Consider the following 12879-nt stretch of genomic DNA (forward strand, 5'->3'; position numbering starts at 1 on the left):
GCGGGGTTCCTCAGGCGGTGGGCTGACGCGGCGGCACGGGATCGTGGCCGGCGTCGCCCCAGGGATGGCAGCGGCCGATGCGGCGCAGCGCCAGCCAAGATCCACGCGCGAGCCCGTGGGTGCGTAGCGCCTCGATGGCGTACTCGGAGCAGGTGGGATGGAAACGGCAGTTGTTACCCAGCAAGGGGCTCAACAACCACTGGTAACCGCGGATCAGGAAGATCGCGATGCTGCGCATGTACGTGCCGTCCGTTCCAACAAGGCTTCGATGCTCGCCGTGAGCTCTCGATTGTCGCATGCCGCGGCGCCCGGCCGTGCCATCACGACGATGTCCACCACCGGCAGGTCCGGCCGACGGCGGAAGCATTCTCTCACGACACGCTTGATACGGTTGCGCTGCACGGCGCGACGCGAGACCTTGCGCGAAATTGCCAGGCCGAGCCGGGCCGCAGGGCCGGGGCCGGGCGCGAAAACGAGAGAAAAATAGCGGTCCCCATGGCGGCGTCCGGTCCTGAACACCCTGCCGAATTCGGGCGGGGACAGCAGGCGCTGCGAGCGCGCGAACCGGTGCGGGTGTTGCCCGGCCGCGTGTTCGCCGCCTGCAGACGGGCCGTCGGCCCGCAGCTCAGACAGCGAGTCGGGCGCGGCCCTTGGCGCGCCGGCGCGAGAGTACCTGCCGACCGTTCTTGGTGGCCATGCGGGCACGGAACCCGTGCGTGCGCTTCCGGCGCAGGTTGCTCGGTTGATAAGTGCGTTTCATCGTACTGATTCCGTCCGAGAAGTAGCGGTGACCGGCCCGGTTGGGACCTGCCAAAAAGACGCGGAAGCGTACTTGCAGGGCGTTGCGCTGTCAACTGAGCGCCACCGCGCCGCCGCCCGTTCGCAGCCTGTGGATAACCCGGGCGCGGCAAGATAGACTGCGGCTCTCTCCGGCAACCCCGTTAACGCGAAGCACAGGACGCAAAGTGGCGGCCGCCTGGCACCAATGTCTCAACAGGCTCAGGAACGAACTGTCCCCGGACCAGTTCAACACCTATGTCGCACCTTTGCAGGCGATCAGCGAGGGGAATTCCCTGCGCCTCCTGGCGCCCAACCCTTACGTGGTGACCTGGCTGCGGCAGCACTGCCTGCAACGCATCCGGGAACTCGCGCACGAACCCGGTGACGATGGCCGGTCGCTGGACGTGACCATCGACGTGGGCACGCGCATGGCGGCCGCGAACGTCGAGATCGTGTCCGGAGGCGCCACTGCGCCCGTGCCGGCCGCCCCACCGCGCAGCGAGTTTCTCAGCGGCGCGCGCCTGAATCCCGACTTCACTTTCGACAGCTTCGTCGAGGGCAAAAGCAACCAACTGGCGCGGGCGGGCGCCTTCCAGGTGGCCGAGAACCCCGGCGGCTCGTACAACCCCTTGTTCCTGTACGGCGGGGTCGGTCTCGGCAAGACGCATCTCATGCACGCCATCGGCAACCGCATCCTGGACCGCAACCCGCACGCACGGGTGGCCTATGTCCATTCGGAGCGCTTCGTCAGCGACATGGTGCGCGCGCTGCAGAACAATCGCATCGACGAGTTCAAGCGCAGCTACCGCTCGCTGAATGCCCTGCTCATCGACGACATCCAGTTTTTCGCCGGGAAGGATCGATCGCAGGAAGAATTCTTCCACACTTTCAATGCCTTGTTCGAGGAACGCCAGCAGATCGTGCTGTCCTGCGACCGTTATCCGAAAGAAGTGGACGGTCTCGAGGACCGCCTCAAGACGCGCTTCGGCTGGGGGCTGACGGTGGCCATAGAGGCGCCGGAACTCGAGACCAGCGTGGCCATCCTGATGAAGAAAGCCAGCCAGGAAGGCGTGACACTGCCCTCGGAAGTGGCCTTCCTCATCGCCAAGCGCATCCGTTCCAATGTCCGGGAGCTCGAGGGCGCACTGCGCCGGGTGATTGCAACCTCCCGTTTTCTCGATCGCGAAATCACCATGGATTTCGCCAAGAAAGCGCTCGGCGACCTGCTGTCGCTGCAGGACCGCCTGGTCACGATCGAGAACATACAGAAGACCGTGGCGCAGTATTACAAGATCCGCGTCGCGGACCTGATGTCGAAACGGCGCAACCGTGCCGTGGCCAGGCCGCGGCAGATCGCGATGTCACTGGCGAAAGAGCTGACGGAAAGAAGTTACCCGGAAATCGGCGATGCTTTCGGTGGCAAGGACCACACCACGGTGCTGCACGCCTGCAAGCGGATCAAGGAACTGCGGGAGAGCGACACGCGGGTGCGGGAAGATTACGCAAACCTGTTGAGAACCCTCACGGCTTGATGTGCACAAGCTGTGGATAACTTGAAGGGGAAAAAGCATCCACAGGCCGTCCACAGGCTGTCATCCCGACCACAGCCGTTTGCCCACAAGGTTTGAAGTGTTTTAAGTAATTGTTTTTATTATATTTTTTGGCGTACTCCCGGAATCCGTCCGGACTAATAACAGTAATAACAGTCTTTATCTAAATACCTTAATACTATTAGTGAACAGGTGAACCGATGAAGTTCAGCGCACCCAGAGAGACCCTGCTCGAACCCCTCCAGGCCGTCATTGGTGTTGTCGAGCGCCGCCAGACGATGCCGGTGCTGGCGAACGTCCTCTTGACCGCCAGTGAAGGGGAAGGGTTGTCGGTCACAGCGACTGACCTCGAGGTAGAGCTGGTCGCCCGGGTGGACGTCGCAGTGGACAAGGGTGGCGAGATCACGGTGCCCGGACGCAAGTTGCTGGATATCTGTCGCGCGCTGCCGGAAGGCGCCGCGGTCAGTTTCAGCCTGTCAGGGGAAAAAGTGACGGTCCGATCCGGCCGCAGTCGCTTCACGCTGTCGACCCTGCCCGCCGGGGATTTTCCCGTGGTGGAGGACATCAAGGCCCAGCAGAAGCTGGCCCTGCCGCAGGAACTGTTGCACCGGCTGATCGAGAAGACCCAGTTTTCCATGGCCAACCAGGACGTCCGTTACTACCTGAACGGCATGCTGCTGGAAGTCGCCGGTGCGATCGTGCGCAGTGTGGCGACGGACGGGCACCGCCTGGCATTGTGTGAGCTGACGGTGGAGGGACTGGACTCGACGCCGCAGCAGGTGATCTTGCCGCGCAAGGGCGTGCTGGAGTTGCAAAGACTCATGGGTGGCGAGGGGGCCTGTAGCCTGGAGATCGGGAGCAATCACCTGCGTGTCGCGCTGCCCGGCATCCAGCTCACGTCGAAACTCATCGACGGCCGTTTCCCGGACTACGAGCGTGTCATTCCGAAAGAGAGCGATGCACCCATGCTCGCGGACCGGGTGCAGCTGGCTGAGTGCCTGGGCCGGATCCGGATCCTGGCGAACGAAAAATACAAGGGCGTCAGGGTGGAATTGAAGCCGGGCAGCGTGACCGTGCAGGCACACAACCCGGAGCAGGAAGAAGCCGAGGAAGAGATCGAGGTGCAATACGACGGCGCCGAGATGGAAATCGGTTTCAACGTGGAATACCTGATCGCGGCCTTGCGTGCACTGGACGACGACCAGGTGCGGCTGGAGTTCCGCGATTCTGCGAGCAGTTGCCTGATCCAGGATCCGGAGCGCCGCGACTGCAAGTACGTCGTGATGCCGATGCGGCTATAGGCTTCGCATGGGGCTGAAAAGCCTGAAGATCGGCCAATTCCGGTGTTTTGAAGACGCAGAACTGGAGCCGGTTCCCGGCATCAACCTGGTGACGGGCATGAACGCCTCGGGCAAGACCAGCTTGCTCGAGGCGATTTTCTTGCTGGGGCGAGGCCGGTCGTTTCGCAGCGCCCGGCGCGAGGCGCTGATCAGGGAAGGCGCGAATGCCCTGCAGGCGGTAGGCAGGCTGGCGGACGGCCGGGTGCTGGGCATGGAGGTCAGCCGCGATAATTGGCAGGCACGGGCGGGCGGGGAGCCGGTTTTGCAGCTTTCCCAGCTTTCCGACTGGCTTGCGGTCCAGGTGATGGATCCGGAAGTGCACCGGCTGGTCCAGGAGGGCCCCGGGGAGCGGCGCAGATACCTGGACTGGGCGACGTTTCACGTGAAACCAGGGTTCCTCGAGGCCTGGCGCAATTACCAGCGCGCGCTACGGCAACGCAACTCGGCGCTGAAAGCGGGCCAGCCGGACGCCTCGGTAGAGCTCTGGGAGCGCACCCTGGTCGCTGAAGGTGAGCGGCTCGATCAGTACCGGAGAGAGACCGTTCAGGCGCTCGAGGAACCGGTGCGGCGCGTGGCGGAGACGCTCTTGGGTGTGGAGGTCGGGGTCGAGTATCGGCCGGGTCATCCGCAAGGGCAGGGCCTGGCGGAAGCCCTGGCCTCGCACCGGGCCCGTGACCGCAAGGCTGGCATGACACAGGTCGGACCGCATCGGGCCGACCTTTACCTCAAGCTGGACGACCACAAGGCGCGGGGCTGGGTATCACGCGGGCAACAGAAACTGCTGGCGGCCTCCCTGGTCCTCGGGCAGGCGAGCCTGCTGGCGCCGTTGTGGGGGGATCGCGGGGTGCTGCTTATCGATGATCCGGCGGCAGAACTCGACCGCTCGCGGTGTGAGGCCCTGCTGGGATTGATCGCGCAGAGCCCTTTCCAGGTGTTCGTGACGGCACTGGACGATGCAGCGTTGCCTGGCCTGCGAGCCGACGCAAGGTTTCACGTGGAACAAGGTCGGGTGCGGCGGGTGGTATAATTGCCCGATTTCCCCGGACCAGCGAACACCATGACTGACACCCGTACCTACGACTCCAGAAATATCAAGGTGCTCAAGGGCTTGGACGCTGTGCGCAAGCGTCCGGGCATGTACATCGGTGATACCGATGACGGCACCGGGCTGCACCACATGGTGTTCGAGGTGGTCGATAACTCCATCGACGAGGCCTTGGCGGGTTACTGTTCTACGGTGAAGGTCACCATTCACGCCGACGAGTCAGTGACGGTGTCCGATGACGGCCGCGGGATTCCCGTGGACCTGCATCCCGAAGAAGGACGGTCCGCAGCCGAGGTCATCATGACCGTCCTGCATGCGGGCGGGAAATTCGACGACAACTCCTACAAGGTCTCCGGCGGGCTGCACGGTGTCGGCGTCTCCGTGGTGAACGCCCTGTCCGAGCATCTCGACCTCACGATCTATCGGGACGGCCAGGTCTATCGGCAGGAATACCAGATGGGCCGGCCTCTCTACGACCTCAAGGTCGTGGGCGAGACCGACCAGACCGGCACCATCATCCGCTTCAGGCCGAGCGCGGAAGTGTTCTCGAATATCGACTTTCACTACGACATCCTTGCCAAGCGCCTGCGGGAGTTGTCTTTCCTCAATTCCGGCGTGCGTATCGACCTGCGTGACGAGCGCAATGACGAGCATGACGTGTTCGAGTACGAGGGCGGTATTCGCGCCTTCGTCGAGCACCTCAATCGCAACAAGACGCCCATCCATCCGAACGCCTTTTATTTCCAGAGCGAGCGGGACGGCATCGTGGTCGAAGTCGCGATGCAGTGGAACGACTCCTACCAGGAGAGCATGTTCTGTTTCACCAACAATATTCCCCAGCGCGACGGCGGCACCCACCTGGCCGGTTTCCGCAGCGCCCTGACGCGCACCCTGAACGGCTATATCGAGCGGGAGAACATGGCCCGCAAGGAAAAAGTCAGCACCACGGGCGATGACGCGCGCGAAGGACTGACGGCCGTGTTGTCGGTGAAGGTCCCCGACCCGAAGTTTTCTTCCCAGACCAAGGACAAACTCGTCTCGTCCGAGGTGAAGGGCGTGGTGGAGTCCTTGATGGCGGAAAAGCTGGAGGAGTTCCTGCTGGAGCAGCCGGCCGACGCCAAGGCCATCGTCGGGAAGATCATCGACGCTGCGCGCGCCCGCGAGGCCGCGCGCAAGGCACGCGAGATGACCCGCCGCAAGGGCGCGCTCGACGTGGCCGGGCTGCCGGGGAAGCTGGCCGACTGCCAGGAGAAAGACCCCGCGTTGTCCGAGTTGTTCCTTGTCGAGGGTGACTCGGCAGGCGGCTCCGCCAAGCAGGGACGCGACCGGCGCACCCAGGCCATCCTGCCGCTGAAGGGCAAGATCCTGAACGTGGAAAAGGCACGCTTCGACAAGATGCTGTCGTCCGCTGAGGTCGGCACCCTGATCACCGCCCTGGGCTGCGGTATCGGCCGGGAAGAGTTCAACCCCGACAAGCTGCGTTACCACCGCATCATCATCATGACGGACGCCGACGTCGACGGCTCGCACATCCGCACCCTGCTGCTGACCTTCTTTTACCGGCAGATGCCGGAGCTGATCGAGCGCGGCCACATCTATATCGCCCAGCCGCCGCTGTACAAGATCAAGAAGGGCAAGCAGGAGCATTATGTCAAAGACGATGCAGAGCTGAATGCCTACCTGACCAGCCTGGCGCTGGACGGCGCCGCGCTGTACGTGGCTGCAGAAGCTCCGCCGCTGCAAGGCCCGGGTCTCGAGGCCCTGATGAAGAAATATACCGAGGTGATGGCGATCATCTCCCGGCTGGGCCGGCGCTACGACGAGCAGGTGCTGGAGCAGCTGCTGTATTGCCCGGCGCTCACCGGATTTGACCTGGACGACCTGGAAGTCGTCGATGCCTGGATGGCGCGCCTGGCGCAACGCCTCGTCGGGCCAGCCGAAGCGCCGCGCTACGAGCTGGCGCTGGTGCACGAGGCCGACAAGCCCGGCTGGGAAATCAGGATCGCGCGGCGCCACCACGGCGTGGACACGGTGCGTACCCTGCAGCGCGAGTTCTTCGAGTCGCCGGAGTACCGGCGCATCGCGGCGCTGCGCATGGAGCTGGCCGACCTGGTCGGCGAAGGCGCCTACGTGGTCCGCGGCGACAAGCGTCAGCCCGTGAAGAGTTTCCGCGCCGCTGTCGAGTGGCTGATGGCCGAGGCGCGCAAGGGCCAGTCCATCCAGCGCTACAAGGGCCTCGGGGAAATGAACCCGGACCAGCTCTGGGACACGACTGTCAATCCGGTGACGCGCCGCCTGATGCAGGTGCGGATCGAGGACGCGGTGGCTGCGGACGACATCTTCACCACCCTGATGGGCGATCATGTCGAGCCGCGCCGGGAGTTCATCGAGCGCAACGCCCTGACGGTCGCCAATCTCGACGTTTAGCGAGAGTTAGCCGTTTTTTGCCATTTTTAGAGGCGGTTCGCTGCCCTTGGCGCCTGTCGCTACTCCCGCCCGACGGTCTGTATATACATAATTTTGTATACATACACTCTTGGGCGGCGAGATTGACGGGTCCTGCGACTATCTCGTCACCTGGTCCCGGACGCCCTCAGGCCCGTGCCACGCGCCGGGCGAATGGCTGCGGTGCCGGGCGGCCCGGGCTGATCCGCACCGTGGTGGCGTGGATCCATTCCCGGCCCCGGGTGGTGATTTCTTCCGGCGTCAGGCCGTCCGGGTCGATGGCCGGCCCGACGACGACGCGGATGGTGCCGGCCCGTTTGAGCAGGCTGCGCCGCGGCCAGAAGTCCCCGGCGTTGTGCGCCACCGGCAGGATGGGACACCCGGCGGCCTTGGCTAACGCGGCACCGCTGACGCCGAAGCGTCGCTCCTGGCCAGGCAGCACGCGCGTGCCTTCCGGGTAGATCACCACGCAGAGCCCTTGTGCCAGGCGCTCCTGGCCCTGGGAGATGACCTGCTTGACCGCCGTGCGCCCGGCGGCACGGTTGATGGCGATCGGCTTGAGCAGCGCCAGGCCCCAGCCGAAGAACGGCAACCACATGAGCTCTCGCTTCACCACCCAGGTCTGGGGCGGCAGCACCAGCGCACCGGCCATCGTTTCCCACACCGACTCGTGCTTCCAGTACAGCACGCAGGGTCGCGCCGGCACGTTCTCGAGGCCTTCGACGACGAAATCCAGGCCACAGAGCTTGCGCAACATCCACAAGTTGACCTGGGCCCAGTTCACCGCAACCCGGTAGTACACGCGGTGGCCGAACGGGCTGAGCAGCAGGACGCCTGTCGCGTGCACCGGCACGGACAGGAACAGGAAGGCCGTATACAGGAAGGAACGCAGCCAGGTCATCGGCCGCTTCCCCGTCAGCCGGCCGGCGCGCCGAGCCGTGAGACGTCGGCGATGTCGGCGAACAGGGCTCTCAGCCGGGCAAGCAGGGCCAGCCGGTTGTCGCGCACCGCAGGATCCGGGTCCATGACGAGCACCTCGTCGAAGAACCGGTCCACGACTTCGCGCAAGCCGGCCAGTTTCTCCAGCGCTTCGCGGTAGCGTCGCGCCGCCACCAGCGGGGCAACCTCCCCGGCCAGCGCTTCCACCCGTTCGTGCAGCGCCTTCTCTGCGCCTGCCTGCAAGAGGGCGTCGTCAACCGCTCCCGCAACGGCGCCGTCCGCCTGGCGCAGGATGTTGGCGATGCGCTTGTTGGCCGCCGCGAGGGCGCCCGCAGCTTCCAGCCGCTGGAATTCGAGGACGGCTGCGAGGCGCTCATGGAAGTCCACCAGCGACGGTGGCCGCCGCGCCAGCACCGCGGCAAAGGCGTCGTGCGACGCCACCAGGCTGCCGCCGCCCTCGAGGTAATAGCCGCGCAGCCGTTCGAGCAGGAAGTCCCAGATGTCCCCGGCCAGCGTGTCGTCCGTAGCCACCGGCTGTCCCGCCACCGCGCTCTCGATCAGCGCCGGCAGGTCGAGGTCCAGCCGGCATTCGACACAGATCCGCAGCACGCCGAGCGCGGCGCGCCGGATCCCGAAAGGATCCTTGTTGCCCGTGGGGCGCTGGCCGATGGCGAAGATCCCGGCCATGGTGTCCAGCTTGTCCGCCAGCGCCAGCGCTTGACCGGTGCGGGACTCCGGCAGGCGGTCGCCGGCGAAGCGCGGCAGGTACTGCTCCTCGAGCGCCGCGGCGAGCTCGGGCTCGAGCCCGTCGGCGAGGGCGTAATAACGCCCCATCACGCCCTGCAGCTCCGGGAACTCACCGACCATGGACGTGACCAGGTCGCACTTGGCCAGCCGCGCCGCCTCCTCGGCCAGCGCCGTGTCGGCGTTCAGCAGGTCCGCGATACGGCCCGCCAGCGCCGCCGTGCGGCCGCTCTTGGCGCCGATGCTGCCGAGCCTGGCCTGGAACACCACGCTGTCGAGCATAGCCGTGCGGGCCGCCAGCGGCGCCCGCCGGTCCTGCGCCCAGAAAAAGGCGGCATCGGCCAGGCGCGGGCGCACCACCCGCTCGTTGCCGGCGCGCACCGCCGCGGGCTGCGGGCTGTCGAGGTTGCTGATGGTGATGAACCGCGGCGCCAGGCGGCCGTCCGGGTCGCGTACCGGGAAGTAACGCTGGTGGTCCTGCAGCGTCGCGATGAGGACTTCCTCGGGCAGCTCGAGGAAGCGCTCCTCGAACATCCCGGTCACTGCCACCGGCCATTCCACCAGCGCGGTGACTTCGTCCAGCAGGGCCGGGTCGAGCACCAGGTGGCCGCCCGTGGCCTGCGCCGCGGTTTCGGCCTCGACGCGAATGCGCTCGCGTCGCCGGCCGAAACTCGCCACTACGAAGCCTTCTTCCTCCAGGCGTGCGGGGTATTCGCCGGGGTCGGCCAACGCCAGGGCGTCCTGCGACATGAAACGATGGCCGCGCGTCTCGCGCCCGGCGGTGACGCCGTACATGGCGCAGGGCACGACCTCTGCACCCAGCAGCATCACCAGCCAGTGCACCGGCCGTACGAACTCGGCCTCGGCCGCGCCCCAACGCATGCGCCGCGGCACGGGCAGCGCGCCCAGCGCGCTTTCAACGAGGCGCGGCAACAGCGCCGCCGCGGCCTCGCCCCGCTCCTGCTTGCGGGCATAAACGTAGGCGCCCTTCTCTTCCTCGCGCTCGACCAGCGCCTCGAGTTCGACGCCGGCGCCGGCGGCAAATTTCTCCGCCGCCTTGGTCCAGGCGCCGTCCACCCGCGCCACGCGCAGCGGCGGCCCGCGCAGCACGACTTCCTGGTCGGCCTGGCGCGTCTCCAGCCGCTGCACCTTGACCGCGAGCCGGCGCGGCGAGGCGAAGGACTCGACCTGGCCGTGGGCCAGCCGCGCCTCGGCCAGCCGCGCCACCAGGCCGTCCCGGAAGGCCTGTTCCAGGGCCGGCAGCGCCTTGGGCGGCAGCTCCTCGGTGCCCAGTTCGACGAGAAAATCAGCGTGTTCAGTCATGCGCCGCCTCCCGCGCCTGCGCCAGCATCGGGAAGCCCAGGGTCTCGCGACTGGCGTAGTAGGCCTCCGCGACGTTGCGCGCCATGGTGCGCACACGCAGGATGAAGCGCTGCCGCTCGGTCACCGAGATCGCCTTGCGTGCATCCAGCAGGTTGAACACGTGCGAGGCCTTCAGCACCTGCTCGTAGGCCGGCAGTGCCAGCGCCCGGGCCAGCAATGCCGAGCACGCAGCCTCGTGCTCGTCGAACAGCCGGAACAGGACTTTCACGTCCGCCTGTTCGAAGTTGTAGGTCGACATCTCGACCTCGTTCTGGTGGTAGACGTCGCCGTAACTCACCCGGCCCAGCGGGCCGTCCGCCCAGCACAGGTCGAACACGCTGTCGACGCCCTGCAGGTACATGGCGATGCGTTCCAGGCCGTAGGTGATCTCACCGGTCACCGGGCGGCAGTCCAGCCCGCCGACCTGCTGGAAGTAGGTGAACTGGGTGATCTCCATGCCGTTCAGCCAGACCTCCCAGCCCAGGCCCCAGGCGCCCAGCGTCGGGGATTCCCAGTTGTCCTCGACGAAACGGATGTCGTGCACGCGCGGGTCGATGCCGAGGGTGCGCAGCGAGTCGAGGTAGAGCTCCTGGATCTCCAGCGGCGACGGCTTGATCACCACCTGGAACTGGTAGTAGTGCTGCAGGCGGAAAGGATTGTCGCCGTAACGGCCGTCGGTCGGGCGGCGACAGGGCTGGACGTAGGCCGCGCTCCAGGGCTCGGGGCCGATGGCGCGGAGGAAGGTCGCCGGATGGAAGGTGCCGGCGCCCACCTCGAGGTCCAGCGGCTGCATCAGCACGCAGCCGGCATCGGCCCAGTAGCGTTGCAGCCTGAGCAGCAGGTCCTGGAATGTGGCCGGAGCCACGCCGATGTCCGCCGATGCCATGCCTGTCCCCATGCCGGAAGGGCGCGAAAGTATAACCCACGGGCGAAAGCCGCCGTCGCGGTCTATTCTGGTGCAAGGCCGAGGCCATTTGCACCGCCGTGGTGCGGCCTGGCGGCCTTTGCAGTGCCGGCCGGCCCCGCGGGTGCTTGTTTGACAAGGCCCGTGGCGGGCAGGGCGCGCTGGCACGGTTCCTGCATTGCAACATTACGATATTTTTTTCCATCGCCTGTCGAACCCCGGCATCCAGTCCGGGGAGGCGGGCTCCTTAGCATCCAGACTCGGAGGAATGACCCGATGAAAGCCAAAGACGTGCTCGAGCTCATGCGTGAAAAGGAGGCCGCCTTCGTCGATCTCCGCTTCACCGACACCAAGGGCAAGGAGCAGCATGTGACCCTGCCGGCGAGCAAGGTCGACGAAGACCTGTTCGAGGAAGGCAAGATGTTCGACGGCTCGTCCATCTCCGGATGGAAGAGCATCAACGAGTCGGACATGATCCTCATGCCTGACCCGGCCACCGCCGTGATCGATCCCTTCTCGGAAGACACCACCATCAACATCACCTGCGACGTGGTCGAGCCTTCGACCATGCAGGGCTACGAGCGCGATCCCCGCTCCCTGGCGCACCGCGCCGAGGCCTATCTCAAGTCCACCGGCGTCGCTGACGTGGCCTACTTCGGGCCGGAGAACGAGTTCTTCGTATTCGACGACGTGCGCTGGAGCTCGGAGATGAAGGGCGTCTCCTACCAGATCGACTCCTCGGAAGCCGGCTGGAACTCGGAGAAGATCTACCCCGACGGCAACTTCGGCCATCGCCCCACGGTCAAGGGCGGCTATTTCCCCGTGCCGCCGGTCGACTCGCTGCATGACATCCGCTCGGCCATGTGCATGGTGCTGGGCGACATGGGGCTCGACCCCGAAGTGCACCACCACGAGGTCGCGACCGCCGGCCAGTGCGAGATCGGCGTGGCTTTCGGCTCGCTGGTGAAGAAGGCCGACGAGGTGCAGAAGCTGAAGTACGTGGTGTGGAACGTGGCCCAGGGCTACGGCAAGACCGCCACCTTCATGCCCAAGCCGCTGGTCGGCGACAACGGCAGCGGCATGCACGTGCACCAGTCGCTGGCGAAGGACGGCAAGAACCTGTTCACGGGCGAGGAGTACGGCGGCCTGTCCGAGACCGCGCTGTACTACATCGGCGGCATCATCAAGCACGCCCGCGCGCTGAACGCGTTCACCAACCCGTCCACCAACAGCTACAAGCGCCTGGTGCCGGGTTTCGAGGCGCCGGTGAAGCTGGCTTACTCGGCCCGCAACCGCTCGGCTTCCATCCGCATCCCCTACATTCCGAACCCGAAGGGGCGCCGCATCGAGGTGCGTTTCCCGGACTCGACCGCGAACCCCTACTTCGCTTTCGCCGCCATGATGATGGCGGGCCTGGACGGCATCATGAACCGGATCCACCCGGGCGACCCGATGGACAAGGATCTCTACGACCTGCCGGCCGAGGAGTCGAAGAGCATCCCCGAGGTGTGCTACTCCCTGGAGTCGGCCCTCGAGGCGCTGGACGCCGACCGCGCCTTCCTCACGGCCGGCGGCGTGTTCACGGACGACCTGATCGACGCCTACATCGGCCTGAAGATGGCAGATGTGCAGCGCCTGCGCATGACCACGCACCCGGTCGAGTTCGACATGTATTACAGCGTCTGACGAGTCTGGAGGACGCGTTTCGGGCGGCGAAGGCAACTTCGCCGCCCGCTTTTTTGCCAGCCCGGCAGTCGCCCGACTATGCTA

Annotated in this window: 11 protein-coding genes; 5 read left to right on the top strand and 6 right to left on the bottom strand. The window is 65.8% G+C overall.

All coding sequences use genetic code 11. The features are described 5' to 3' along the window. Positions 1-10: 10 nt before the first annotated feature. From yidD to rpmH, 3 genes are read right to left on the bottom strand one after another with little or no spacing between them, the layout of a single operon-like run. A complete protein-coding gene (gene yidD, locus G8346_RS12625; RefSeq protein WP_206202721.1) occupies positions 11-238 on the bottom strand; it encodes a membrane protein insertion efficiency factor YidD in 228 nt (75 codons plus the stop codon). After that, positions 214-633 (bottom strand): ribonuclease P protein component, encoded by a 420-nt coding sequence (gene rnpA / locus G8346_RS12630; protein WP_370520650.1) that lies wholly within the window; start codon positions 631-633, stop codon positions 214-216. The genes yidD and rnpA overlap by 25 nt, the downstream gene beginning before the upstream one ends. Beyond that, positions 626-760 carry a 50S ribosomal protein L34 gene (gene rpmH, locus G8346_RS12635; RefSeq protein ID WP_166051768.1) on the bottom strand — a complete coding sequence of 45 codons (135 nt, stop codon included), beginning with the start codon at positions 758-760 and terminating at the stop codon, positions 626-628. The genes rnpA and rpmH overlap by 8 nt, the downstream gene beginning before the upstream one ends. A gap of 205 nt (positions 761-965) precedes the next feature. Between rpmH and dnaA the strand changes: the two genes are divergently transcribed. The 4 genes from dnaA to gyrB all read left to right on the top strand — a co-directional run bounded on the left by dnaA (position 966) and on the right by gyrB (position 7142). Next, positions 966-2312: a chromosomal replication initiator protein DnaA gene (gene dnaA / locus G8346_RS12640; RefSeq protein ID WP_166051770.1), complete on the top strand. Its 1347-nt coding sequence runs from the start codon at positions 966-968 to the stop codon at positions 2310-2312. Positions 2313-2530: 218 nt separating this feature from the next. Further along, a complete protein-coding gene (dnaN, locus tag G8346_RS12645) occupies positions 2531-3631 on the top strand; it encodes a DNA polymerase III subunit beta (protein WP_166051772.1) in 1101 nt (366 codons plus the stop codon). Positions 3632-3638: 7 nt separating this feature from the next. Then, on the top strand, positions 3639-4697 hold the full coding sequence (gene recF / locus G8346_RS12650) for a DNA replication/repair protein RecF (RefSeq protein ID WP_166051774.1): 1059 nt from the start codon (positions 3639-3641) through the stop codon (positions 4695-4697). Between the two features lie 30 nt (positions 4698-4727). Beyond that, positions 4728-7142, top strand: a complete 2415-nt coding sequence (gyrB, locus tag G8346_RS12655; protein ID WP_166051777.1) for a DNA topoisomerase (ATP-hydrolyzing) subunit B — start codon at positions 4728-4730, stop codon at positions 7140-7142. A gap of 166 nt (positions 7143-7308) precedes the next feature. On the opposite strand, the gene G8346_RS12660 is transcribed toward gyrB, so the two are convergent. From G8346_RS12660 to glyQ, 3 genes are read right to left on the bottom strand one after another with little or no spacing between them, the layout of a single operon-like run. After that, on the bottom strand, positions 7309-8061 hold the full coding sequence (locus tag G8346_RS12660) for a 1-acyl-sn-glycerol-3-phosphate acyltransferase (RefSeq protein ID WP_166051779.1): 753 nt from the start codon (positions 8059-8061) through the stop codon (positions 7309-7311). A 14-nt stretch (positions 8062-8075) separates the two neighbouring features. Continuing rightward, the gene (gene glyS / locus G8346_RS12665) at positions 8076-10166 is read right to left on the bottom strand and encodes a glycine--tRNA ligase subunit beta (RefSeq protein ID WP_166051781.1); all 2091 of its coding nucleotides are present in this window, start codon (positions 10164-10166) and stop codon (positions 8076-8078) included. After that, positions 10159-11091, bottom strand: coding sequence for a glycine--tRNA ligase subunit alpha (gene glyQ, locus G8346_RS12670; RefSeq protein WP_166051783.1), 933 nt, complete (start codon positions 11089-11091; stop codon positions 10159-10161). The genes glyS and glyQ overlap by 8 nt, the downstream gene beginning before the upstream one ends. 294 nt (positions 11092-11385) lie before the next feature. Between glyQ and glnA the strand changes: the two genes are divergently transcribed. Beyond that, positions 11386-12795, top strand: coding sequence for a glutamate--ammonia ligase (gene glnA, locus G8346_RS12675; protein WP_166051785.1), 1410 nt, complete (start codon positions 11386-11388; stop codon positions 12793-12795). Positions 12796-12879 lie beyond the last annotated feature (84 nt).

Origin of the sequence: Thioalkalivibrio sp. XN279 (genome assembly GCF_011089885.1) — a bacterium.
Classification (GTDB): domain Bacteria; phylum Pseudomonadota; class Gammaproteobacteria; order Steroidobacterales; family XN24; genus XN24.

Coding starts and splice junctions, on each gene's coding strand:
- glyQ (WP_166051783.1), bottom strand. CDS start 11,091: ATGGCATCGGCGGACATCGGCGTGGCTCCGGCCACATTCCAGGACCTG.
- G8346_RS12660 (WP_166051779.1), bottom strand. CDS start 8,061: ATGACCTGGCTGCGTTCCTTCCTGTATACGGCCTTCCTGTTCCTGTCC.
- rpmH (WP_166051768.1), bottom strand. CDS start 760: ATGAAACGCACTTATCAACCGAGCAACCTGCGCCGGAAGCGCACGCAC.
- dnaN (WP_166051772.1), top strand. CDS start 2,531: ATGAAGTTCAGCGCACCCAGAGAGACCCTGCTCGAACCCCTCCAGGCC.
- glnA (WP_166051785.1), top strand. CDS start 11,386: ATGAAAGCCAAAGACGTGCTCGAGCTCATGCGTGAAAAGGAGGCCGCC.
- recF (WP_166051774.1), top strand. CDS start 3,639: ATGGGGCTGAAAAGCCTGAAGATCGGCCAATTCCGGTGTTTTGAAGAC.
- glyS (WP_166051781.1), bottom strand. CDS start 10,166: ATGACTGAACACGCTGATTTTCTCGTCGAACTGGGCACCGAGGAGCTG.
- yidD (WP_206202721.1), bottom strand. CDS start 238: ATGCGCAGCATCGCGATCTTCCTGATCCGCGGTTACCAGTGGTTGTTG.
- gyrB (WP_166051777.1), top strand. CDS start 4,728: ATGACTGACACCCGTACCTACGACTCCAGAAATATCAAGGTGCTCAAG.